We start from the raw sequence: 23931 nt of genomic DNA, 5'->3' as shown, positions 1-23931 counted from the left end.
GCGCCCCGGCCCCCCCCCCCGCGCTCCGGCCCCCCCCCCCCGCCCCCGCCGGGCGCGCCCCCCGGCCCGGGGGGGGGGGGGGAACCGTACGGTTCCCCGCGCCCCTGTCGGTCCTCGACCGTCAGTACGGCTTCACCAGCACGTGGGCGGCGCCGGGGATGCCGACCTTGAGGAGTTCGTCCTCCTCCGGCGTGGTGGGCGTGCCGGTCTCCTGCTTGAGGACGGCCCGGGACAGCGCCTGGACGAACATCGCCCGCGGCCGGCGGCGCTCCTCCCAGGCCCGCAGCGCGGCGGGCACCGAGTCCGCGGCGTCCAGCTCCTGGGCGAGCACCAGGGCGTCCTCGACCGCCATCGCCGCGCCCTGCGCCAGGTGCGGGGTGGAGGCGTGGGCGGCGTCGCCGGCCAGCACCACCCGGCCGACGTGCCAGGGCTCGTCCACGGTGACCTGGGAGATCCGCGAGTACACCACTGCGGCCGGGTCGGTGACCTGCGCGAGCGCGTCGGCGACCGGACCGCCGAAGCCGGCGAGCCGCTCGGCCAGCTGCTCGTGGGCCCGCTCCGGGTCGGGGCGGAAGTCCTCGGCCTCGGCGAACACCGCACCCAGGTACATGAGGTCGTCGGTGATCGGGGTGAGCAGCGCCTTCGCGGCGAGGTTGCCGGTGCTCATCACCACGCCCTGCACCTCGGGCTGCCGGGGCACGGTGACCCGCCAGTTGGCGAAGCCGGTGTACTCGGGGCGGTAGCGGTCGCCGTGGAGGCGGGTGCGCAGCGGGGAGCCGATGCCGTCGAAGCCGACGACCAGGTCGAAGCGGCCGGCCGAGCCGTCGGAGAGCGTGACGTCCACGCCCTCCCCGTCGTCGGCGAGTCCGGTGATCGTGGTGCCGAAGCGGACGGTCGCGCCGGCCTCCGCGGCGGCCCGGCCGAGCACCTCGGCGAAGGCCGGGCGGGGTATGCCGTTGTTGGCGGGGGCGTCGTCCATCCGCGGCTGCGGGATCTTGGCCAGGGTGGCGCCGGACGGGTCGCAGATGGTCAGCACCTCCCACTCGAAGCCGACCTTCAGGCAGTCCTCCAGGACGCCGAGTTCGCGCATCACGTGCAGGGCGTTGGAGGGCTGGATGATGCCGACGCCGAGGGCGTCGAGCTGCTCGCGGAGTTCGGCGACCTCGACGGTGTGGCCGCGGCGGGCGAGCGCGACGGCGAGGCTCAGCCCGCCGATGCCGCCGCCGTGGACGAGGACGCGCAGGGGTGTTGCCATGGTCTCTCCGTGGGTTCGGGGGACGGCCGGCAGGGGAGGCCGGCCGCGTGGTGCGGGAGGACGGCGGGGACGGGTGCCGTGGTTCTGCGGCGGGGCGCGCGGGCGGATCAGCCGGCGACCGGCAGCGCCATCAGGTGGTCGACCAGGGCGAGCAGCACGTCCCGCCCGAAGGGCCGCTCCCGGACGTCGCCGACCAGCATCGGCACGTGCGGGTCGAGGTCGAGGGCGGCCCGGATCTCGCCGGGCGTGCGGGTGTTGACGCCGTGGAAGCAGTTGATCGCCACCACGAACGGGATGCCCCGGCTCTCGAAGAAGTCGATCGACGCGAAGCTGGTCTCCAGCCGGCGGGTGTCGGCGATGACGACGCCGCCGAGCGCGCCGTTGACCAGGTCGTTCCACATGAACCAGAACCGCTCCTGGCCGGGCGTGCCGAACAGGTACACCACCAGCTCGGGGCTGACGGTGATCCGGCCGAAGTCCAGGGCGACGGTGGTGGTGTCCTTCTGGTCGACCCCGGCGAGGTCGTCCACGCCGACGCTGGCGGTGGTGAGGTACTCCTCGGTGCGCAGCGGGGCGACCTCGCTGACGGCACCGACCATGGTCGTCTTGCCGACGCCGAAGCCGCCGGCGATCAGGATCTTGACCGCGGCGGCGCCCGCCTGGGTGGTCGTCATCTCAGAGCCTCCTCAGTCCCTCACGTACGGCGGCCAGCAGGCCGCGGTCGGCGCCGCCCGCGGCCCTGGCCACCGAGATCGGGGCCCGGGCCGTCAGGAGGCCCTGCGCGACGAGGTCGCCGAGCAGGATCTTGGTCACCGAGACCGGCAGGTCGAGGTCGGCGGCGACCTCGGCCACGGCGGCCGGCGTCCGGCACCGGTCGACGATCATCCGGTGCTCGGGCTGCAGCCGGCCGGGCCGGACGGGCGCGCCGTAGGCGTCGACCGGCTCCTGCACGGTGGTGAGCAGGGTGATGAGGGTGAGGTCGTCGCGCTCGGGCGCGGTGCGGCCGCGGGTGATGGTGTACGGCCGGACCATGCCGTCCGCGCCGTCGTCCCCCTCGTCCTCGTCCCAGTACGACGTCACCCGCGCTGCCCGCCGCGGGCGGCGAACGCGTCGAACTCGCCGCGCTGCGGGGTGCTCAGCTTCTGGCCGACCTGCTGCACCAGGTTGTGCATGGCGAGCGACATGACCTCCGCGTCGACCTCCTGGGAGGCGACGACGGCGAGGTGGGTGCCCTGGCCCGCCGCGATGACGAACAGCCAGAGCTCGGCGAGTTCGACGATCACCTGGTGGACGGGGCCGCCGGCGAAGAGCTGGCCGACGCCGCGGGCGAGGCTCTGCTGGCCGGTGGCGACGGCGGCGAGGCGCTCGGCGTCGGAGCGGTCGATGGTGCGGGAGTGGCTCACCACGAGGCCGTCGTCGGAGAGCAGGACGGCGTACCTCGTCCCGGCCACCGAGTCCACCAGGCCGTCCAGCAGCCAGTCGAGGTCCTGGTGGGTGGCGATTGTGCGCGTCATGACCGGTCTTCTCTCGTCGGGATGGTGTGGGTGTTACGGGTGTCGCCGGGCCGGGGCCGCCCGTCGGGCTGCGGGGTCTGCGCAGTCGGCGGGACGGCACCGGAGCGCGCCTCCCGGGACCGCCGCTGGAACGCACCGATCGCCGCTCCGGCCCGTCGGGGGGCCGGCCGGAACAGCGGGTTCTCGTCCCAGCGCGGCGGCGCGGGGGCGGCCGGTGGGGCGGCCGGGTCGATCCGCAGCTCGTCGACCAGGCTGGCCTGGCGGACGCGGCGCGGCAGCGGGGGTTCGCCGCCGGGCAGGGCCGGCACGGGCGGCGGGGGGTAGCCGCCGGTGCCGGGGAAGGGCGCCGGGGCGGGGAACGGCGCGGGCACGGCCGGGGCGACCGGCACCGGCGTCACGAGCTCGGCGGGTGCGGGCACCCGGCCGGGCCACGAGTCGGCGGTCACCGGCTCGGGACGGTACGGCGCGGGCAGCCCGTACGGGGCGGGCGCGCCCTCCACGGGCGGCACGGCGGCGGGGAAGGGCTGCTCGTGGCCGGCGGCCCGCTGCTCCTCGGGCTGCGCGCCGAGCGGCTCGTGCTGCGGGTACGGGTCGCCGGGGGTGTACGGGTCGTCGATCGGCACGTACGGGACCTCCTCGGACACCGGCTGGAGCTCCACGGGTGCGGTGGCCGGGTCGGGGGCCCCGGGGAGGGCGGTGATGCCGGCGAGCGCCCGGCCGCGGGACCTGGTGGGCAGGCCGCCGGCCGTCTGCGGTGCCGCGACGGCGGTGGGGCGCGCCGTCGGGTCGGGGACGATCAGCTCCTCCGGGACGAGCACCACGACGCGGGTGCCGCCGAAGGCCGACTGGCGGAACTCGATCCGCAGGCCGTGCTGGTCGGCGAGCCGGGCGATCACGTAGAAGCCCATGCGGATGTCGTCGCCGCGGGCGAGCACGTCGGCCCGGGGCGGACGGGTCATCAGCTCGTTGGCCTCGTCGATCTGCTCCTCGTCCATGCCGAGGCCGCGGTCCTCGACCTCGATCGCGACGCCGCGGCTGACGCGGCCGGCGCGGACCTCGACCGGGTTCGGCGGGCGGGAGAAGCTGAGCGCGTTCTCGATCAGCTCGGCGATCACGTGGGCGACCGGGCCGACGGCGCGCTCGGAGAGCCACGGGCTGCCGTCCAGGTCGATGACGACCCGGCGGTAGTCCTGCACCTCGCCCTGGGCGGCGCGCATCACGTCCAGCAGCGGCACGGGCTTGCGCCAGCGCCGGTGCGGGGTGCCGCCGGCCAGGATGACCAGGTTCTCCTCGTAGCGGCGCAGGCGCGCGGTGAGGTGGTCGAGGTCGAAGAGGCCCTCCAGGATCTCCGGGTCCTCGTGGCGGCGCTCCAGCGCGTCGAGCTTCTTGAGCTGCTGGCCGATGAGCAGCTGGGTGCGGCGGGCGATCCGCTGCAGCAGGCGCTCGAAGCCGCGGTGCTGCTCGGCCTGGGCGACGGCGGCCTGCAGGGCGCTCGTCCGGGCGAGGTTGAACGCCTCGCCGAGCTTGGCGAGTTCGTCCTCGGTGCGGGCCCACGGATCGCGCTCGATCGCCCGGGCGTGCTCCTCGACGTCGATCTGCTCGCCGTTGCCGAGGCGTTCGACCACCTCGGGCAGGGCGTTCTCGAGCTCCTCGGCCTGCTGCTGCAGCCTGCCGATCCGGCGGCGCAGGGTGCGGGTGAGCCGCCAGCTGGTGAGCGCGACGACGACGACGGCGATCAGGCCCACGACGGTGGTGAGGAGCAGCCGGACGGCCAGGGTGACGATGCTGCCCTTGCCCTCGTCGACGACGAGCCCGGTGCGGTGCTCCAGCAGGCCGACGAGTTCGGGGGTGAGGGTGTCGATCGACTGGCGCCAGGCGTCCTTGTCGACGCCGAGGGCGATCCGGCCGTTGCGGTCGGGTGCGGCGGGCTTCAGCAGCTGCTGCTCGGCGCGGGACTTGGCCTGCCAGGCCGGGCTGCCGGCGATCTGCTGCCACATGGCGGCCTCGTCGGCGGGCAGGTAGGGCGCGACCTTGGTGCCGAACTGGAAGTCCTGCTCGGCGACGGCCTGCCGGAGCTGCTGGTAGTCGTCGGTGCCGAGCGAGCCGGTGGGCCAGCCGCGGGCCAGCAGCGCGTCCGAGCGGGAGATCATCTCCTTGCCCCAGAACAGGTCGACCAGCGGCTGGGAGATCGTGGTGATCCGGCCGTTGTCGACGTGGCTGAGCGAGGCGAACAGCCGCAGGTCCACCGCGATCAGGTCGGTGTAGTACCGGTAGACCGCGGCCTGCTGCTGCTCGCCGCCGCTGTCGACCAGGGCACGCTGCGCGGGCAGCTGGCTGATGGCCTGCCGGGCCTGCCGGACGGCCTCGCGGACCTCGGTCGGCGCGTCGTCGGCGGCGACGTCGGAGAGCTTCTGGAACTCGCGGACGGCTTCGTCGGTCTTGGTGCGCTGGGTGCGCAGTGCGTCGCCGACGCCGCCGTGCGCGGCGAGGACGTCGGCGCTCAGGCGCCGCTCCTCCTGGAGGTTGTAGTAGACGATGTTGGACGGCTGGCCGGCCTTCTGCGCGAGCAGGCCCTGGGCGGCCTGGCGCTGGAAGTCGAACAGGAGCTGTCCGCTGGTGACGGCCCACAGGGCGGCCAGCGCCACTCCGGGAACGATCGCCAGCACGAGCAGGGTCGCGCGGAGCGACAGCCGGCCCGTTCTGATCCGCCGAGGCGCGCGCGTGCGCAGGGCATTCTCCTTGGAGATGACACCAGTCGTTCGGAACTGGTCGAATCTGATAAGGACTCTGACGGATGGATATTAGCCACACCGTATAACGACAAGGAAAGTCGCCATGACGGCGCGGCGCCGGCACGGCGCCACCGCAGTGCCTCAACACCCTCTATGACCAGGCATGATGAGACGCAACAGGGACCAACGTCCCGTTGTTCGACGTCTCTTCGCCGTGGGCCTGATCCGGCCTGCGCGAACTGCCCTTCCCGGCACCGGAACTGAAGGGGCGACCGGAGCGGGACCGGCCCGCGAACCATCCGTCAGGGCCGCCGGCCGAGCCGCTCGGAGTCTAGCGCTCCACTTGCCGCGGGGTGAGGTGATCCTGTCAGAATGTCCGTGGAAATCGAATCCGAACGGTCGGAATCGCCCCGAACGGTCCGCGAATCTCCCAGGATGAATCAGCGATTCACATGATCGTCGAGAACTCCGCCCAGGCCTCCGCGAACATCTCGTGCAGCGGTCGCGGCGGCAGCAGCCGCGGGAACGGGCCCGAGGTCTCCTTGCGGAACTCGCGGCCGGCCAGATGGGTCGCCAGCTTGGCCGTCTCCAGCGGGAGTTCGGGCGCCTTGAGCTCCGTCCAGGGCCCGGCGGCGAAGGCCGTCCGGCCGGCCCGCGACCGCTTGCCGGTCTCCACGAGTCCGGCCGCCGCCAGCTCGGCCTGGGCCGCCCGGTGCCGGGCCGGCGTCCAGCCGTTCCAGCGGCGGACGTTCCGGTCGGTCGGGCGGGCCAGCGCGAGCAGCTGCAGCAGCAGGGCGGCCGCGTCCGGGCCGACGGCGAGCTCCGCGGCCGCCTCCGCCACCAGTTGCGGCACGCCCAGCGCGGGATCGGCCTCGTAGCGGCCGGCCGGCACGGGGGTGTCGGCGGCCCGGGCGGCCATCCGCTCCAGCCCGCCGCCGGGCCGCAGCAGGTCGATGCCGTGCAGCTGCCGCAGCAGGTCGTCCAGGCCGTGCGCCGCGCAGTACTCCTCCAGCCGTCGGCGGGCCGCCGGATCGGCCAGCCCGGCCGGCCGCAGGCAGACCGTGCCGTACCCGGACCGCGGCACCAGCAGCAGGCCGTCGTCGAACACCGTGGTCGGCTCCGCACCCCGGTCCGCCGCGGACGGCGCGAGGGGCACCTCCAGCACACCCGGCCCGAACCGCGCGGCCCGCTCCTCCTCGCCGCCGGGCAGCCGGTGGGTCCCCAGCGGGACGATCAGCTCCTCGTCCGCGAGCCTCGTCCGCAGCCAGGCGCACTGCTCGGCCGCCCGGGCCGCCGCCGGGTCGCCGACCGGACGCGCGGTCAGTGCCCAGACCAGCGCGGCCGCCTCGGCGGCGTACTGGTGGCGGCCGCCGGCGAACCAGGCGCGCGCCGGCCCGCCGTCCGGGCCGACGGTGTGCAGCATGACCGAGCCGTACGCGGTCACCGCCGGGACGAGGCGGCAGGGGGCGCTCTCCGCCGTGGCACCGGCCGGAGCGAGCAGCATCCGCAGCCACGGCTCCGCCAGCCCGGTCTCCGCCCCCAGCTCGCGGGCGGCCTCCTCGTCCAGCGGCCGCTCGGTACCCACCAGCCGGGCCCACGCGTCGGCCAGCCGGACGGCGGCCGCCTCCGGGCCGCCCGGCCGCCACAGCTCGGCCGGGTCGTCCGGCAGGGCCGAGGCCAGCAGGTCGAGGCGCCCTTCGCCGCCGAGCCGGTGCAGCACCGTCTGCAGCGCCTGCGCGTCCCGCTCGGTCGCCCCGTACGGCTTCGAGGTGAGCAGCCTGCGCCGGGCCGCGTGGTCGGCGCCCTCGGGCAGGCCGTTGAGGACGAGCAGGGCGGTCGCCCGGCGGGCCCCGGTGCGGGCGACGAAGGCGTCCACCGCCCCCGGGCCGAACCGCACCGGGCCGTGCTCGGCGAGCAGGTCGAGCAGCCGGGCCAGCCGCCCGGCGTCGTCCCGGTCGACGGCGACCTCCCGCAGCTCCGCGGCACCCTCCGGCACGGGATCCGCGGCCGGCTGCAGGAAGCGGTACGTGAGGGCTCGGTCCAGCGGCCGGCCCGGGTCCGGTGCCAGCCCGGACAGCGCGTCGGCCCGGACGGCGGGCACCCGCGCACCCGCGGCCCGCCGGGCGTCGAGCGCGGCGCCGGTGGCCTCGCCGAGCCGCCAGCGGCCGCCGGCCACCGCGAACGGCTGCTCGGACCAGCGGCGCACCAGCTCGGCCAGGGCCGGCCGGTCCTCCTCGGCGGTGGCCGCGGTGACCAGGCGCCAGGCCGCGGCGTCGATCCGGCCGAGCAGCGGCGTCCAGTCCCGGGCCCGGGCCGGCGGGCTCAGCCGGCGCTCCGCCTCGCCGAGCCGCCCGGCCAGGTGGGCGCCGTCCGCGGCCAGCGCCGTCAGGGTGGCCGGCTGCGGCGAGGGCGGCTCGGCCCGGTGGTACCCGGGCACCTCGACCAGGCCGCGCAGGGCGGCGAGCAGCCGGACGTCGGAGGTCTCCGCCAGCGGCGCCAGCCGGCCCGAACGGACGGCCGCGACCCGCGCGGACAGCACCTCGCGGCGGCGCAGCGCGGCCCGCGCGGCCCGCACCGTCCGGGCCGCCCCCTCGGCGATCCGCCGGTCCGTCACCTCCGGCAGCAGGCGGGCGATCCCGGCCTCCGTGGCCTCCTCGTCGGCGGCGAGCAGCTCCGCGGCCGCCTCCGGCCCAACCGCGCGGAGCGCCCGCGAGGAGGCGGGGTCGCGCGGGGCCAGGAAGTGCCAGAACGGCGGCGGCGGCAGCACCGGCACGTCCCCGCCGGCCCGCCACAGCAGCGAGCCGTCCTGCGCGTCGCGGCAGTGCACCCGGTGCGGGTCGGTCAGCACGCACTCGGCGCCGCCGCCGGGCATCCGGGCGACCGCCCAGGGCTCGCAGGAGGCCGAGGCACGCAGTTCGGCGGTGCGGCCGTCGGCGCCCTCCAGCCGGTGGTCCCAGCCGTGGGCGTCCTTCTCCGGGCCGCGCAGCACCCGGAAGCCGGCCAGCCCGGCGCGGTGGCCGAGCGGGGAGGCGTCGGCGTCCGCGTCCGGCGGCAGCGCGACCAGCGAGAGCAGCTGGACCCGGTGGCCGTCCGGCACCGGCGCGGCGGCGAGCGCCGGACGGTCGAACGCACCGGTGCGCCCACCGGTGGCCGGGTCGAGGCGGTCCCAGTCCTCGTCGCCGTGCGCGCTGCGGCTCCACACGGTGGTGCCGTCGGAGAGCTGCCGGGACGCGGCCAGGCCGTCCCGGTCGCCGGGGCGCAGGATCCGGGCGCCGTCGTAGCGGCCGGTGCGGTCGGCGGTCTCGAACTGGCAGGCGGTGGCCGACCAGGTCCGCAGGCCGGTGGCCCGGGCCGGCTCGAAGACCTCCCCGGGCCTGGACGCCCAGTACGCCTGCCAGGTGTACGGGTGCTTGGTGTCGGTGGTCCAGGCCACCAGCAGGTCGCCGCCGGCGTAGTTCACGGCGTGCAGCGCGGCGTCCCCGGGCAGCGCGAGGACGTGGTCCGCCCGGCGGCCGCGGTGGTCGACCGCGATCGCGCGGTCCCGGGTGAAGAGGGTGAGCACCGGCCAGGTGGTGGTCGTGCCGGCCGGCGGGGCGCCGAGGTCGGCGAGCGCCTCGTCCAGGGCGGGCCAGCCGAGTTCCTCGGGCAGTCCGGCGCGCAGCGTGCGCAGCAGCGGGCCGGTGAGGTCGACGGCGGCGAGCGCCTCCTCGATGCCGTCCAGGGCGGCCGCGGTCGGCCGGTCGAGCAGGGTCTCCAGCATGCCGAGGGCGTCCTCGGCGGCGCCGAGTCCGCCGTCGGCGAGCTCGTCGAGCAGACCGGTGATCCGGGCGCGGACGGCGCCGGCGATCGCCGGGTTCTCCGGCAGCCGGGTCACCGCGGTACCGCGCCGCAGGTCGGCGTGGACGGTGCCCTCCAGCCGCGCGCCGAGCACCGGGTCGGCGGCGAGCGCCCGCAGGTCGCGGCGGGACTCGCCGCCCCAGACGACCAGCGGGACCGTCCGCGGCGGGGTCTCCACCGGGATGCCCTCGGCCAGGCAGGCGTCGGCGAGGTCGGCGTCCAGCCCGGAGGCGCGGTACTGCGCCTCGTGCAGCCGCACCGGGACGCCCTCGGCGCGCAGCCGGCCGGCCAGCGGCGGCAGCAGCTCGAAGAACTCCGGCGGCAGCGGACGGCGGGTGATCCCGCCGCCGCCCACCCGGTTGTGGGCGTAGGTGTACGGCAGCCGGCCGAGCCAGCCGGCGAGCCCCGCGGACGGGGTGAGCCGGCCCGCGGCGAGCGCGTCCACCGCGCCCGCGGCGCGCAGCAGGCGCACCCAGGCCCCGCCGCCGGCGGTCGGCGCGAAGCCGAGGGCGGTCACGGCGGGCGGGAACATCTCCAGCAGTCCGGCGCGGACCGCGTCGGACGGCGGGTGGGCCGCGAGCAGGGCGGCGGCACCGTCCAGCAGTCCGTCCGGCACCGGGCGGCCCGGACAGCCGGCCAGTACCTCGCCGAGCAGCGCCGCGTCCTCGTCCGGGCCGCGGCCGGCGGCCTTCGCGGACGCCCGCAGCCGGGTGTGCAGATCGGCCGGCGGCACCGCCCCGCCCGACCCCCAGGCCCGGACGTACCGCACGAACTCCCGGTGCGCCTCCGCAGGCGGCAGGGCGGCGGCGAGTCGGCGCTGCTGGGCGGAGAGCTCCGCCGCGGGCAGCACGCCGAGCCCTGCCACCAGCACGGCGTTCGCCCGCTGGAAGGCCGGGTCGGCGGCGCCCCCGCCCTGCCGCTCGGCCTCCCTGGCCAGCCCGTACGCCTGCCCGGCCTGCCGCGGCAGCACCCTGGCGAGCCGGTGGCCGACGGTGTCCCAGAACCAGGGCAGGTGCTCGGGCGGCAGGCGCCTGCTGCGCGCCTGTAGACCGCCCAGGTACCGGGCCGGCTTCCGGCGGGCCTGCGGCGGGACGCCGTCGAAGACGTCCGCGAACTGCTGCCGCGCGCCCGCCTCCGCACCCGGAGACCTGACGGACAGCCAGTCCAGGTACACCGTCGAGGCGGTGGGGTCGGTGGGCAGCGGCACGCTCGGCTCGGACATGCGGGCGATCCTGCCACGCTCCCCCGACACCCCGTCCCGGGCTGCGGGCCCCGCTGCCGGCGGTACGAGGCACTGCCCCGCGAAGGCCGGCGGGGCCCGGCAGCCCTCAGAGCGCGGGGGCCGTCGCGGGGACGCGGGCGCCGGCGAAGGTCACCGAGCGGCGGACGCGGAAACCGAGCGACTCGTAGAGCCGCAGGGCGCCGGTGTTGTCCTCGGCCACGTGCAGGAAGGGCCGCTCGCCGCGGGCCCGGATCCCGGCGGCGACCGCTCTGACCAGCCGGGTGCCGAGGCCCTGACCGCGGTGCGCGTCGTCGGTGCAGACGGCGCTGATCTCGGTGTGGCCCGGCGGGTGGAAGCGTTCGCCGGCCATCGCGACCAGGACGCCGTCGCGGCGGATGCCGAGGTAGCTGCCGAGTTCGACGGTGCGCGGCAGGAAGGGGCCGGGCCTGGTCCGCTCGACCAGGGCCAGCATCTCGGGCACGTCGGCCGGACCGAGCCGGACGGCCTCCGGGTCGGGGGCCGCGGCCACGCCCTCGTCGACGAGCTGGATCCCCTCGATCCGGAAGGTGACCTGCCAGTCCGCGGGCGGCGGGACGGAGACGGCCGCCGTCACCACGTGCCCGCCGGGGCCCGCGAGCACGGCGGCGTCGGCCCAGTCCTCGGCCCCGGGCTCGTCCGGCATGCCGAGGAAGGGGGTGACGTCCGCCGGGTAGTGCAGCAGGCGCCCGAGCCGGCCGGCGAACAGCGCGTGCGGCCCGGCCAGCGCCGCGCGCACGGGGTTGTCCAGCGGATGGGTGCCGTTCGTGGTGGACATGCGTTCCCCTGCTCGGATCGGTGGTGTCGATGACAGCACCGGAGGCGGCCGGATCCTTCCCGCCGCCCCGGGCCTCCCACCGGGCGGGGAGCGGTCAGGCCGCGTCGGGCGCCGGGCCGAGGACGTCGTCGACCTCGGCGAGGAACTCCCGCCACGGCTCGGAGGCGCCGTCGCCGCCCTCCTGCTGGGCGGCGGCCGAGGTGTGCATGATCCACCAGCGGAAGCCGTTCCAGAGGTGCTCGTTCCCGGGCGGGAGCAGCACCTGCGCCTCGGCCAGCCGGCCGAGCATCGCGGGTTTGGCCTCGGCCAGCGGTGCCCCGTCGTCCAGGGAACGCTGGTAGTCGCCGAGCTCGTCGAAGAGGACCCTCAGCCGGGTCAGGTCGGTCATCCGTCACCACCTCGTGCACATGGGGGCGCCGCATGCTGCCGTTCGCGGGATCAACCCCAAGTCGTCACGCTGTCTGCGCAGTTGTGGCCGTCATGCTAGGCCGGTCGGCGGCGGGCCCACCGGGATTCCGGGCTTTCGCACGGAATCGGACCGAACCGGTCCCGATCGGTCCGGCCCGCGGGCGATACCGGCCCGGCCCTGTCAGCCGGGTCGCTGCGCCAGGGTCCGGAAGGTCACCGAGACCCGGCGGCCGCGCGGCACCCGGCCGTCCGGCCCGGGGTCGCTGCGGCGGGCGGGGATCGCGTGGCGCCAGGCGTACCGGGCCGGGCCGGTCAGCACGGTGAGGCCGCCCGGTGCGAGCGGCACCGGGACCCGGCGGCCGCCCGCCGGGTCGGTGAAGTCCATGACGGCGGCGGAGCCGAGCGAGAGCGCGGCCACCACCGGGCCGAAGCAGGGGACGCAGTCCACGTGCGCACTGATGCCCTGGCCGGGCAGGTACTCGTTGACGATCACCTGCTCGGCCGGGGTATCCAGGTGTCCCTCGTCGAGGAGCCGGGCGGCCAGGGCGAGCGCCCAGTCCGGCAGCGGCGGGGCGGGCTCGGCGGCCGGCCCGGCGGCCAGGCCGCGCCGGCCGTAGTCGTACCGGTGGCCGTAGTGCTGCACCCGCCGCCGCAGCTGTGCCGACCAGGGCTCGGCGTCGATCCGCGCCAGCAGCCCGGCGCAGCCCCGCTCGGCCAGCCAGCCGTCCACCTGCACCAGCCCGGGCACACCGGCCCCCGCCGCACTCCCCCGGTTCTCGGACATGGCCGCAGGCTAGCCCTGCCCACCGACATCCGGCCGTTCCCGGCGGAGGGGTACGGTCGGTCGTCGATCACGATCTTCGGAGGGGGACCATGGCCACGGACGGGACCGCACGGCCGGGCCGCGCCCGCTGGACGGCGGTCGCGCTGGCCAATCTCCTCACCGGCTGCCTCGGCGTGCCCGCGCTGCTCGTGCTCCTGCTCTTCGTGCGGAGCTACCCGCTGGTCTGGATCGGCCTCGGCAGCCGGGATCCGAACGACAACGACGGGATCCTGCCGTGGATCCTCCTGCTGGGCCCGCTGTGGGCGGGCACCGTCGCGCTCTGGTTCCTCGTCAACCTCGGGGTGGCCCGGCTGACGGGCCTGCGCGGCCGGCGGTTCTGGTGGACGGGCGCGGGCCTGGCCGCCGTCCCGACCGTGCTGCTCGCCTTGTACAGCGCGATCTGATCAGGGCGCTGCGGACCGGCTCAGCAGGCGATCGGGGACGGGCCCAGGGCGGCTCTGCACCGGGAGCGTCGCGTCGTCGGACTCGCGGTTCCACTGGAGGGCGCCGTTCCGCCCGCCGATCCGGAGGTCCTTGCCGCCGTCGCGGGCGTCGGCGGGCGTGACGGCGGTGACGTGGTTCGCCGGCAGCGCGGTGGTGTGCCGGACCCGCAGCCGGGCGTGGCGCTGCCGGACGGGGCGGACGGGTACGGGCGGCGGTGCGGGGCACCCGTGGGCCGGGTGCCCCGCACGGGCTGCGGCAGGCCGTGCTGCGGTGTCAGCTGCAGGCGGCGCCGTTGAGCGTGAACTGCGCGGGAGGGGTGTTGCTGCCGGAGTAGGCGCCCTGGAAGCCGAAGCTCGCGGTGGCCCCGGGGGCGAGGGTGCCGTTCCAGCCGGCGTCCTTGGCGGTGACGGCGGCGCCGGTCTGGGTGACGGTGGCGTTCCAGGCGTTGGTGATGCGCTGGTCGCCGGGGTAGGTCCAGCCGGCCGTCCAGCCGTTGACGGTGGTGGTGCCGGTGTTCTTGACGGTGACGGTCGCGGTGAAGCCGGTGCCCCAGGCGTTGTCGACCTTGTAGGCCACGGTGCAGGGGGCGGCGGGCGGGGCGGTGTCGTCGTCCGCTTCGGTGGCGGTGAAGGCGCCGGCCTCGACCCCGGTGCCGCCCGCGGTGAAGACGGCGCTGCCGTTGGCGGTGTCGGCGTCCTGGGCGGCGGAGACGGTCACCTGCTGGGCGGTCGCCCAGTTCGCGGGCGTGAACACCAGGGAGGCGGCGGTGGCGAGGTCGGTGTCGCCCGAGGTGCGGGCGACGGTGACGGTGACGTTCTGCGCGGGGGCTGCGGACAGCCGGACGGCGACCGCGGCGGAGCCGCCCTCGGGGACGGTCACCGCGGCCGGGGCCACCTGCACGGCGGGCACGGTCGGCTGCGGCCCGCCCGGGTGCTCCGCGGCGAAGGCGGCGAGCCAGGCCAGCGGGGCGTTCCAGTTGATCGCGACCTCGTTGGTGGAGTACGAGCCGATGTCGTCGACGTAGCACGCGGCGGGGGCGCAGCCGGCCAGCTTCTCGGCCGCGACCGGGTCCTGCAGGCCGGAGTCGGGGCCGCCGGCGAAGGAGCCCGCGGGCGGGTGCGGCAGCGAGGCGTCGTTCTGGTGGGCCCAGAAGCGGTGGTGCTGGTTCTCGGAGGCGTTCTCGCCGTAGCCGGTGACGTAGGAGCGGTCGAGGGCGTTGCGGCCGAGCAGGTAGTCGAGGGACTCCAGGGCGCCCGCCCGGTAGCGCTGCTGGCCGGTGAGTTCGTAGGCGACGGCCATCACCACGGCGTCGTTGGCGACGGAGCTGTTGGAGCCCCAGACGTAGCCGTCGGCGGCGATCGGGACGGCGTAGCCCTGGCCGGCCATGGTGGCGAGGTACCCGTCGGCGGCGGCGGTGAGCCGGCCGCGCAGGCGGGCGAGGTCGTCGGCGGGCAGGGCGACGCCGGGGACGGTGGCCAGGGTGATCCGGCCGAGGGTGGCGGTGCCGCCCCACCAGATGGCGTCGGCGGGGGCGGTGTGCAGGGCGGAGGAGGTGACGGCGTCGCGGTACTGCGCCTCGCCGGTGGTGGCGAGGAGTTCGGCGGCGGCCCAGTAGAACTCGTCGGAGACGTCGGCGTCGTCGTAGGCGCCGCCGCCGGTGCTGTCGGTACCGGGGGCGAGGACGTTCGGGTCGGCCTTGGCGGCGGCCCAGGCGCGGCGGGCGGAGTCGAGGCACTTGGCGGCGAAGGCGGCGTCGTACGGGGCGTAGACGCGGGCGCACTGGGCGGCGGTGGCGGCCAGGTTGAGCGTGGCGGCGGTGGACGGCTTGTGCAGTTCGCGTTGCTGGGAGTCGAGTTCGGGGCGGGTCGGCAGTCCGGTCCACTGGGCGTCGTGGACCTTGTGGAAGGCCATGCCGGCCATCGGCTTCCCGACGGGGACCTGCATCCGCATCAGGAAGTCGAGCTCCCAGCGGGCCTCGTCGAGCACGTCGGGGACGCCGTTGCCGCGCTCGGGCACCTTCAGGGTGGAGTCGCCGAGGGCGGCGTCGGTGCCGGCCCGGTGGGCGCGTTCGAAGGAGTTGACCAGCTGCCAGGTGGCGATGCCGCCGTTGACCACGTACTTGCCCTGGTCGCCGGCGTCGTACCAGCCGCCGCGGACGTCCAGGCCGTAGTCGCAGACCCCGGCCTGGCAGGGCACCGAGGTGTCGCCCTTGTTCGGGGCGACGCCGAGGTGGCCGGCCGGGCGGGCCCAGGCGGCGCCGGCGAGCGAGGCGTCGATCGGGATGCCGCTGCGCTGCTGGTAGAAGAAGGACATGCTGTCGGCGCGCAGGCCGTCGTAGAGCGCGGCCGAGATGTCGAAGGGGTGGCTGGCGCGGCCGTCGACGACCAGGGTGTAGCCCGTCCCCGCGGTGCCGTAGGCGGTGAAGTCGACCAGGTGGGTGGCCTGGCCGGAGGCCGGGTCGGCGCCGTGCACGGTGGTGGAGCCGGAGGCGACGGCCGTCCCGGCGGCGTTGCGCAGCTGCCAGGCGAGCGGGGCGGTGGCGCTGCTGATCACGGTGGCGCGCTTGGGGCCGTTCGGCAGGTAGCCGAGCTGGTTGACCCGGACGGGGGTGTCGGCGGCAGCAGCGGCGGTGGCCGCGGTGGCGGGGGCGGCGAGCGCGCCGGTCAACCCGGTGGCGGCCAGGGCGAGGCCGGTCAGGACGGCGGCCGCGCGGCGCGGCAGCCGGCGGGCGGCGGTGGCTGGAGGCACGGGTGGGGCCTTCCTGGGACGGGGGAACGGGGGTGGGGATTCGGGCAGCGCAGTATGGGAGCGCTCCCAAAAGCCAGTGAAGCCAGTCCGCTGAGAGCACGTCAAGAGGCGTGCACACGACGGCCGTTCGGCGATCCCGAGGGGAGCGCTCCCGCGACGAAAGCGAGTAGACAGTGTCTACGAACCTGGTGTAGACACTGTCCACCATGAACGAGGAGAACATCGGGCTGCGTGAGCGGCTGATCGGGGCCGGGGTCGAACTGCTGGCTGCCGAGGGGGTGCAGGCCCTCACCCTGCGCGAGATCGCCCGCCGCGCCGGCGTCTCGCACGGCGCGCCGCGGCGGTACTTCCCCACCCGTCTGGAGCTGCTGTCCGCGATCGCCCGGCGGGGATTCGCCGAGCTCGCCGCCCGGGCCGTCGCCGCGGCCGCCGGCACCGGGGAGGACGCCGACCCGCGGGAGCGGCTCACCGCGCTCTGCCGGGCCTACCTCGACTTCGCCCGCAGCGACCGCGGCATGTTCGAGCTGATGTTCCGCCACGACCTGCTGGCCAGCGGCCGGCTGGGCCTGCGCGAGACCAGCCTGCCGCTGTTCGGGATGCTGGTCGACCTGGTCGCCCGGGCCCGTCCGCGCACCGGCGCCGCCCCGGAGGTCGCCGCCGCCGCGCTCTGGGCCAACCTGCACGGCATCGCCCAGCTCCGCGAGTGGGGCAGCCTGCAGCTCGCCACCGGCTCCGAGGACGTGGAACCGCTGCTGCACGCCGCGCTCGACGCCCACCTCGGGACGGTGCAGCCATGAGCCCCTCCCCCCGGCTCACCCTGGCCGCGAGCACCACCGGCGCCGTCCTCGTCGCACTGGACGGCACCGTGCTGACCGTCGCCCAACCCGCCCTGCAGCGCGACCTGCACGCGGACTTCGCCCAGGTCCAGTGGACCAGCACCGGCTACCTCATCGCCGTGGCGAGCCTGCTGGTCCTGGCCGGGCGGCTCGGCGACCGGTACGGGCACCGGCGGGTGTTCGCCGTCGGCACGCTCGGCTTCGGCGCGGCCTCGGCCGGCATCGGGCTCGCCCCCGGCATCGGCTGGGTGATCGCCCTGCGGATCGTCCAGGGCGTCTTCGGCGCCCTCCTGCAGCCCGCCACCCTCGGCATGCTCCGCGCCGCCTACCCGTCGGAACGGCTGGCCACCGCCGTCGCGATCCGGACCAGCGCCATCGGCGCCGCCGCAGCAGCCGGCCCGGTCCTCGGCGGGGCCCTGGTCACCGCACTCGGCTGGCGGGCCGTGTTCGCCCTCAACGTCCTTCCCGCACTGGTGATCGGTGTGCTGGCGCTCGGCCTCCGCGGCACACCCCCGGCGCCCTCCGCGAGCGCGGCCTCCGCACCCGTACGGCTCGACCCGGTCGGCGCCGCGCTGCTCGGCACGGCCCTGGCCTGCCTGGTGCACACCCTGGTCGGCCTGCCGGGGACCGGGTGGACGGCGTCCGCCGCCCTCGGAGCCCTCGCCGCCGCGGCGGCCGGCGCCGCCTTCGTCCGGCACGAACGGCGCACCGCAAGCCCGTTGGTGCCCCCGGACCTGGTCGGCTCCCGGGCCGTGGCCGCCTCGCTCGGCGTCCTGGTCACCGCCTCGGCGGCCATGTTCGGCACGCTCTTCCTCGCCGGCTGGTACCTGCAGGACGTCCTGGCACTGGACCCGTTCTCGGCCGGCCTGCACGCGCTGCCGCTGGCCGCCGCCATGGTGCTCGCCGCGCCGCTCGCCCCCGTCCTGCTGAAGCGGTACGGACCGCGGCGGACCATCGCCTCGGCCATGGCGCTGCTCACCGCCGGCGTCCTGGTGCTCGCCCGGCTGGACCGGACGGCCGGGGCGCTGTCCACCGGTGCCGGATTCCTGTTGATGGGGGCCGGGTTCGGCACGGTGATGGTCGCCGCGACGGCGGTGGTCGTCCGCCGGGCCGCCACCGCCCACGCCGGGGTGGCCGGCGGACTCCAGCAGACCGCCATGAACACCGGCCCCGCCCTCGGCGTGGCCTCCGCCACCACCGCCCTCGCCCTCTTCGCCGGCACCCCGCACCCGGCCGGCCCCGCCCTGGAGAACGCCCTGGGCCCGTCCTTCGCCCTCCTCGCCCTCGCCGGCACCGCGGGCACCGCCCTCGCCCTGGCCCTCCCCCACCGCACGGCCCCCGCCGACCAGACCCCCGCCCACGCGGGTCCACGGCGGTTGGGCACCTCGTAGGCGCGCGCGGGACGGCCTCCGGCCCGGGGTTCCACGGGCGCTAGGGTGTCGCGGACCATCCGCATGATCGACACCGTCGGGAGCCCGCCGATGACCCAGAACCGCACGAGTGCCCTGTTCGCAGCGGTGCTCACCCTTGCGGTGGTCGTGGTCTACCTGGGCCTCCCCTCCGACCCGGACGTGGAGTACACCAACGACTACGCCGACCACACCGCGCTGCAGGTGGCCGGGTACCCGTCCTCGGAGACCCTGGAGGTGGTGCAGAAGGCGGTCTGGCGGATGGCCGACGGCGACGCCGGGCGGCTGTCGGCCCTGGCCACCTCCGACGGCTCGAAGACCCGGGCGCTGACCAATGCCAAGATCTGGGTGGAGGCCTTCGGCAAGGGCGCGCAGGGCAGGGTCACCGCCGAGTTCATGGGGCCCGCGATCGACCGGCAGGCCGTGGTGCTCTACTTCCACGACACGGGCCGGCGCATGGCCCTGCGTCTCCGTCTCGACGGGAACGCCGGCGAGGACGGCTGGAAGATCGGAATGAACGAGACCGACCCGAAGACCGCCACTGCGGAGCCGACCTGGGCACCCACCGCCCCCGGCACCGGCGTCCCCCTCCCCCCGCGCTGACCGTCCGGCCGGGGACGGCCGAGGGTGACAAATTGGATGGATCGGTCGGCGGCCGCCTCCTACAGTGACGGGGTCCCACCACCCCGACCAGGAGCGGATCATGCGCGTGAGCTACCCGCGGACCCCGCACCTGCCCTGGTCGCCGGGGGCCTCGGCGGACGACGTCCGAGCGGGCGGCCTCGAAGGGCTGCGCGGCCGGGAGGTCGTCGTCACCGAGAAGCTGGACGGCGAGAACACCACCCTCTACCGGGACGGCCTGCACGCCCGCTCGCTGGACTCCGGCCACCACCCCTCGCGCACCTGGGTGAAGGCCCTGCAGGGCCGGATCGGCCCGGCGGTCCCGGCCGGCTGGCGGGTCTGCGGCGAGAACCTGTTCGCCCGGCACTCGCTCGCCTACCGCGAACTGGACAGCTGGTTCTACGGATTCTCGGTCTGGGACGACACCGACCACTGCCTCGGCTGGGACGACACCGTGCGCTTCCTGCGCCGCCTCGGCGTCCCGGCCCCGCGGGTGCTGTGGCGCGGCGTCCTCCACGAGAAGGCCCTGCGCGCCCTGCGGTTCGACACCGAACGGGTCGAGGGGTACGTCGTCCGCACCGCCGAGGGCTTCCCCCGCGCGGAGTTCGGGCAGCGGGTCGCCAAGTGGGTCCGCCCGCACCACGTACGGACCGACACCCACTGGATGCACGCCGCGGTCGTGGAGAACGGCCTCGGCCCGGCGGCCGCCCTCTGGGCGGTGCGCTCCGGCGCGCCCGCCGACCTGCCCGCCCTGCTCGGCGCCGCCGGACTCGACCCGGAGCGGGCACCGGCCGCCGAGGCGGCCGCGGCCGAGGTCTCCGCCCGGCTCGACGTCCTCGGCCGGCGCGGCGACGCCCGGCTGGCCGGCGTCCTGGCGGCCGCCCTGCCCGGCAGCAACCGGGCCCGGCTCGCCACCACGCTCGCCGCACCGCTCGGCATGCCGCTCGCCCGCCGGGTCGCCGACCTGGTCGGCCTGCACCCCGTCGTGCAACGCCCCTACCCGGACGAGGACCGCCGGGCCGGCCTCGTCCGGCTGGCCCAGGCCGCGGACCTCGGCGTGCTGCACGCCGTGGCCGCCGCCGTCACCGCCGGCCGGACGGACGCCGAGGCGGACGACGCCCGCGAACAGGCCGCCTGGTCGGCGCTGCACGCCGAGGACGCCGGACTGCTCGGCGAGGCCCCGCTCGCCGCCCTCCGCACGGGGCTCCGCGAGGCGCTCGCCGGTCTCCGGCCGGACGCCGCCGACCGCTGCTGGGCCGAGGCCCGGGAGGCGTTCGCGCTCGGCCGGGTCACCGGGGTGGACGACGCCGTGGCCGCGGCCTGGCGGTGGCGCTCGGGCGCCTTCCCGCACCTGGTGCACCTGGTCGGCCCGTCCGGCAGCGGCAAGAGCGTCTTCGCCGAGCGGCTGCCCGGCACCGCCGCCCGGATCTCGCTGGACGGGCTGCGCGAGGAGCGCGGCGACCGCGGCGACCAGCGGGCCAACGGGGACGTGCTGCGCGAGGGGCTGGACCGGCTGGACGCCGCGCTCGCCCGCGGCGGCACCGTCGTGTGGGACGCCACCTCGCTCAACCGGCAGCAGCGCTCGCTCGTGCAGGGCATCGCGCAGCGCCGCGACGCCCTGGTCACCCAGGCGGTGCTGCTGGTCGGCGAGGCCGAACTCGTCCGCCGCAACGGCGTGCGGCCGCACCCCGTCCCGTCCGGGGTCCTCGCCCAGCAACTGCACCGGTTCGGCCCGCCGTACGCGGGCGAGGCGCACCGCACCTGGTACGTCGGCGAGGCCGGCGCCGTCGAGGACACGGCGGGGACGATCGACGGGGAGGACGCCTGATGCGCACCAGCGAGGAGATCTACCACCGCGTCCGCTGGGACGCCCGGTTCGACCCGTCCCGGTTCGTGCTGGTCGTCCAGCAGCGCGGCGCCGACCCCGAGCGCGTCCCGCTGGACGGCTTCGCCCCGGGCGGCGACATCCCCTGGCACCGGGTGCTCTGCGTGGAGGCCGACGGCGAGACGGTCTGGGACCGCGCCGCCGGGGTGGACCGGCTGGACACCACCGCGGCCGGCCGGGCCGGCGACGGGCGGCGGCTGCACGCACCGTTCTTCACCGCCCGCACCCCGCACACCTGGGACGGCTCCGCCTGGCGGCCCGCCGACCGCCCGGCCGGCCGGCTGCCGCGCGGCACCGTCCGGGTCGTCACCTGGAACACCCTCTGGGACCGCTACGACAGCGAGCGGATCGACACCGCGCGCCGCCGCCCGCTGCTGCTGGCGGCACTCGCCCGCACGGACGCCGACGTGATCGCCCTGCAGGAGGTCGAACCGGCCCTGGTCGACCTGCTGCTGCGCGAGCCCTGGCTGCGGGACGGCTGGACGGTCGGCACCGACCCCCGCGGACGGGACGTGCCCGACTGCGGACTGCTGCTGCTCAGCCGGCTGCCCGTGCTGGAGGCCGGCCGGCACCCGCTCGGCCCGCACAAGGCGCTCGCCGCGGTCGTCGTCGACACCGGCAGCGGGCCGCTCACCGTGGCCGCCACCCACCTGACCAGCGACCACAGCGAGGACGGGCCGGCCCGCCGACGGGCCGAACTGGCCCGGATCGCCGAGGGCCTGGCCGGCGTCGAGGGCGACCTGGTGCTGGCCGGCGACTTCAACGACGGCCGCGGCGGTGCCGAGGGCCCGGCCGCCGTCCTCGGACTGCAGGACGCGTGGAGCGCGGTGCACGGCCCCGAGGACGGCACCCCCACCTTCGACCCGGGCGCCAATCCGCTCGCCGCGGTCTCCTCGCTCTCCGGCCGGGCCTCCCGGCTGGACCGCGTGCTGCTGCGCCCCGGCGGTCCGCAGGCCCGCTCCGCCGTCCTGCTCGGCGACCGCCCGGCCGCGGACGGCCTCCACCCGTCGGACCATTACGGTGTGGCGGTCGAACTGGGCCCCGGCGGGGCCGCACCCGGCGGCGTCTTCGACGTCGGCCCGTCGGTGCGCACCGCCCTCGCCTGGCTGCCGCCGGACGCGCTGTGGCCCGCGATCCAGGCCGTCCGGGCCGAGCACGACCCGCAGATCCACCGCTGGCCGCCGCACGTCAACGTGCTGTACGGGTTCGTCCCCGAGGCCGAGTTCGAACAGGCCGCACCGCTGCTCGCGGAGGCCGCCTCCGAGGCGGCGCCGTTCACCGCCCGGCTGGCCGGGGTGCACGGCTTCCGGCACCGCAGCGGCTCCACCGTCTGGCTGGACCCGGCCGCCGACGGCGCCGGGCCGTGGCAGGCCCTGCACCGGTCCCTGCTGGAGCGGTTCCCGCGCTGCCGCGGACGCTCGGAGGGCTTCACCCCTCACCTGAGCCTCGGCCGGACGGACGACCCGTGGGCACTCGTCGCCGAGTGCACCGCACGGCTGCCCGAGGCCGCGGCCCCGGTCGGCGAGCTGGTGCTGCTCTCGCGGCGCGCCGGGGAACCGATGCGGCCGCGCGCCGTGCTCACCCTCGGCACCGGGGAGCTCCGCTGGCTCCCCGAGCCCGCCGCACCGGCCCCCGACCCGGCACCGGACGCGCTCGCCGACCGCACCGCCCGGCGGCTCGCCGGAGCCCTCGGCGAGGGCGTGCTGCACCTCGTCGGATCACGGCGGACGGGCTGCGCCCTGCCCGGCGCCGACCTGGACCTGGTCGCCGCACTGCCCGGCGAGCCCGACCCGCCCGCACTCGCCGCCCGGGTGGCGGCCGCGCTGCCGGAGGCCGTCCGGCTGCGGCAGGTCGTCGGCGCCCGGGTACCGGGCCTGCGCTTCACCGTCGACGGGCTGGCGGTCGACCTGGTGGTCGTGCCGACGGGCCCGCTCGACCCCGCGGAGGCGGTCGAGCGGCGGGCCGAACTCGGCGAGGCAGCGGCCCTGGCGCTCAGCGCCGTCTCCGACGCCGACGCGCTGCTCGCCGCCGTCGGCCCGCGGCGGGCCGCCTTCGCCGCCCTGGCACGGGAGGTCAAGGCCTGGGCGAGGGCCCGCGGCCTGGACTCGGCGCCGTTCGGCGGGCTGCCCGGACTCGCCTGGGCGCTCCTCGCCGCCCGGACGGTCCAGGAGGCATCGGACCTCGACGGCGAGGACCTGCTGCGGCACTTCTTCGGCAGCTGGGCGGCCTGGGACTGGCGCGAACCGGTCGGCCCGCAGGTCGGCCCGCCCGGGCCGGTCACCGTCACCACCCCGACCGCCCCCGTCCGCTCCTGCACCGCCCAGGTCACCACCGGCGGACGGGAGCTGCTCACCCAGGAGCTCTACCGGGCCTGGGAGCTCCTGGAGTCGGCGGCCGCCACCGGCACCGACCCGCAGCCGGGCCTGCTCGCCCCGCCGCCCCTGCACCGGCGGCACGCCGCCTGGGCGGTGGTGACGGTACGGCCGGGCCGGGCCGAGGAGTTCGAGACCCTGCTCGGCCTCGTCCGCGGCCGGATGCGGGCCCTGGTCGCCGCCCTCGACGAGGCCGGTGCCACCGACGCGCACGCCTGGCCGCACCCGTTCGCCACCGGCCCCGCCACCGCCCGCTTCGCCGTCGGCCTCGGCCGCACCCCGCCGGACGCCGACACCCTCGCCGCCGTCACCGACCGCTGGACCCGAGGCATGCCCGGCGTCGAGGTCACCCGGACGGAGGGCGGCGGGGTGCCGACGCTCTACTGACCGCCCGCCGGTCCGTGGGCGGTCCGGCCCATGGCGTGGAGCTGCTCGCGCCGGGCGTCCAGCGCCTCGGCGAGCACCTGCGGGCGGTGGGGGTCGGCGGGGTCCATCGCCCCGGCGGCCGCCACCGCCTCGTCCAGCAGGGCGAGCCGGGCCTCCGGGAGGTGCGCGATCTCCTTGCCGAGCTTCACCAGGGCGCGGGAAAGCTTCGGCAGGTGGACGGCCGGGCTGTCCACGGCCAGCAGCCGGTGCGCGGTGACCCGCTGGAGCCTGCTGAGCTTCCCCGTGCCGAGCAGCAGCACCCGGGCCCGCAGGACGGCGTCGTTGTTCATTCCGCTTCCCCTTCGCGTCGCCACCCCGATCGGCCCGACCCGCCGTCAGGGCAGCACGGCGGACGCCCCGGTGCCTCCGCAGGGGAGTCCGGGCGCGTGGGAAGGGGTGGGTCCGTCGAGTGTGCGGGGTGCGCCCCGCCCCGGACAAGATCGAACCGGGGTGCTCTCCGTCCTACCGCCGACCCCCTCCGACCCGGCATGATGGACCCGACACTCTCCCGGCGCCCCCCTTCGGGTGGTGGCCAGCTGCCCCGCAGCGACACTGACTGTTCGTCAGGCAGGTGCTCCGCGCAGC

18 protein-coding genes are annotated in these 23931 nt (G+C 76.7%); 6 read left to right on the top strand and 12 right to left on the bottom strand.

The window, feature by feature from the left end:
* Positions 1–121: 121 nt before the first annotated feature.
* The 9 genes from AB0442_RS32610 to AB0442_RS32570 all read right to left on the bottom strand — a co-directional run bounded on the left by AB0442_RS32610 (position 122) and on the right by AB0442_RS32570 (position 12566).
* Positions 122–1255 carry an FAD-dependent monooxygenase gene (locus AB0442_RS32610; protein WP_366167216.1) on the bottom strand — a complete coding sequence of 378 codons (1134 nt, stop codon included), beginning with the start codon at positions 1253–1255 and terminating at the stop codon, positions 122–124.
* 107 nt (positions 1256–1362) lie between these two features.
* Positions 1363–1929 carry an ATP/GTP-binding protein gene (locus tag AB0442_RS32605; RefSeq protein WP_344624173.1) on the bottom strand — a complete coding sequence of 189 codons (567 nt, stop codon included), beginning with the start codon at positions 1927–1929 and terminating at the stop codon, positions 1363–1365.
* A 1-nt stretch (position 1930) separates the two neighbouring features.
* Positions 1931–2335: a DUF742 domain-containing protein gene (locus AB0442_RS32600; protein WP_363547974.1), complete on the bottom strand. Its 405-nt coding sequence runs from the start codon at positions 2333–2335 to the stop codon at positions 1931–1933.
* Positions 2332–2769, bottom strand: a complete 438-nt coding sequence (locus tag AB0442_RS32595; protein ID WP_344624175.1) for a roadblock/LC7 domain-containing protein — start codon at positions 2767–2769, stop codon at positions 2332–2334. Before AB0442_RS32595 ends, AB0442_RS32600 begins: the two co-directional genes overlap by 4 nt.
* The gene (locus AB0442_RS32590; RefSeq protein ID WP_366167214.1) at positions 2766–5435 is read right to left on the bottom strand and encodes a nitrate- and nitrite sensing domain-containing protein; all 2670 of its coding nucleotides are present in this window, start codon (positions 5433–5435) and stop codon (positions 2766–2768) included. The genes AB0442_RS32595 and AB0442_RS32590 overlap by 4 nt, the downstream gene beginning before the upstream one ends.
* A gap of 514 nt (positions 5436–5949) precedes the next feature.
* On the bottom strand, positions 5950–10560 hold the full coding sequence (locus AB0442_RS32585) for a hypothetical protein (protein ID WP_366167212.1): 4611 nt from the start codon (positions 10558–10560) through the stop codon (positions 5950–5952).
* Between the two features lie 106 nt (positions 10561–10666).
* Entirely contained in the window at positions 10667–11374 is a 708-nt protein-coding gene (locus tag AB0442_RS32580) for a GNAT family N-acetyltransferase (RefSeq protein ID WP_366167211.1), read from the bottom strand.
* 94 nt (positions 11375–11468) lie between these two features.
* Positions 11469–11762, bottom strand: coding sequence for a hypothetical protein (locus AB0442_RS32575; protein ID WP_366167210.1), 294 nt, complete (start codon positions 11760–11762; stop codon positions 11469–11471).
* A 201-nt stretch (positions 11763–11963) separates the two neighbouring features.
* Entirely contained in the window at positions 11964–12566 is a 603-nt protein-coding gene (locus AB0442_RS32570) for an alpha-ketoglutarate-dependent dioxygenase AlkB (RefSeq protein ID WP_366167208.1), read from the bottom strand.
* A gap of 89 nt (positions 12567–12655) precedes the next feature.
* On the opposite strand from AB0442_RS32570, the gene AB0442_RS32565 reads away from it, so the two are divergent.
* Complete coding sequence (locus AB0442_RS32565) at positions 12656–13009, top strand: hypothetical protein (protein WP_366167207.1); 354 nt, start codon at positions 12656–12658, stop codon at positions 13007–13009.
* Here the strand turns inward: AB0442_RS32565 and AB0442_RS32560 are convergent, their stop codons facing one another.
* Positions 13010–13219: a hypothetical protein gene (locus tag AB0442_RS32560; protein WP_366167220.1), complete on the bottom strand. Its 210-nt coding sequence runs from the start codon at positions 13217–13219 to the stop codon at positions 13010–13012.
* Positions 13220–13322: 103 nt separating this feature from the next.
* Positions 13323–15797, bottom strand: a complete 2475-nt coding sequence (locus tag AB0442_RS32555; RefSeq protein ID WP_366167206.1) for a glycoside hydrolase family 9 protein — start codon at positions 15795–15797, stop codon at positions 13323–13325.
* Positions 15798–16003: 206 nt separating this feature from the next.
* Here AB0442_RS32555 and AB0442_RS32550 point away from each other — a divergent pair, with 206 nt between their 5' ends.
* The 5 genes from AB0442_RS32550 to AB0442_RS32530 all read left to right on the top strand — a co-directional run bounded on the left by AB0442_RS32550 (position 16004) and on the right by AB0442_RS32530 (position 23307).
* Positions 16004–16594, top strand: a complete 591-nt coding sequence (locus tag AB0442_RS32550) for a TetR/AcrR family transcriptional regulator (RefSeq protein WP_366167205.1) — start codon at positions 16004–16006, stop codon at positions 16592–16594.
* The gene (locus tag AB0442_RS32545) at positions 16591–18024 is read left to right on the top strand and encodes an MFS transporter (RefSeq protein WP_366167204.1); all 1434 of its coding nucleotides are present in this window, start codon (positions 16591–16593) and stop codon (positions 18022–18024) included. Before AB0442_RS32550 ends, AB0442_RS32545 begins: the two co-directional genes overlap by 4 nt.
* A gap of 90 nt (positions 18025–18114) precedes the next feature.
* Positions 18115–18645 (top strand): hypothetical protein, encoded by a 531-nt coding sequence (locus AB0442_RS32540; protein WP_366167203.1) that lies wholly within the window; start codon positions 18115–18117, stop codon positions 18643–18645.
* Positions 18646–18745: 100 nt separating this feature from the next.
* On the top strand, positions 18746–20491 hold the full coding sequence (locus AB0442_RS32535; protein ID WP_366167202.1) for an RNA ligase family protein: 1746 nt from the start codon (positions 18746–18748) through the stop codon (positions 20489–20491).
* Complete coding sequence (locus AB0442_RS32530) at positions 20491–23307, top strand: poly(A) polymerase (RefSeq protein WP_366167201.1); 2817 nt, start codon at positions 20491–20493, stop codon at positions 23305–23307. The genes AB0442_RS32535 and AB0442_RS32530 overlap by 1 nt, the downstream gene beginning before the upstream one ends.
* On the opposite strand, the gene AB0442_RS32525 is transcribed toward AB0442_RS32530, so the two are convergent.
* Positions 23301–23636, bottom strand: coding sequence for a hypothetical protein (locus AB0442_RS32525; protein WP_366167200.1), 336 nt, complete (start codon positions 23634–23636; stop codon positions 23301–23303). The two genes, AB0442_RS32530 and AB0442_RS32525, sit on opposite strands and share 7 nt — an antisense overlap.
* Positions 23637–23931: the final 295 nt, after the last annotated feature.

This window comes from Kitasatospora sp. NPDC085895, from assembly GCF_040702125.1.
Classification (GTDB): Bacteria; Actinomycetota; Actinomycetes; order Streptomycetales; family Streptomycetaceae; genus Kitasatospora; species Kitasatospora arboriphila.
The sequence above is the reverse complement of the archived record's forward strand: the minus strand, read 5'-3'. Positions and strand labels throughout refer to the sequence as shown.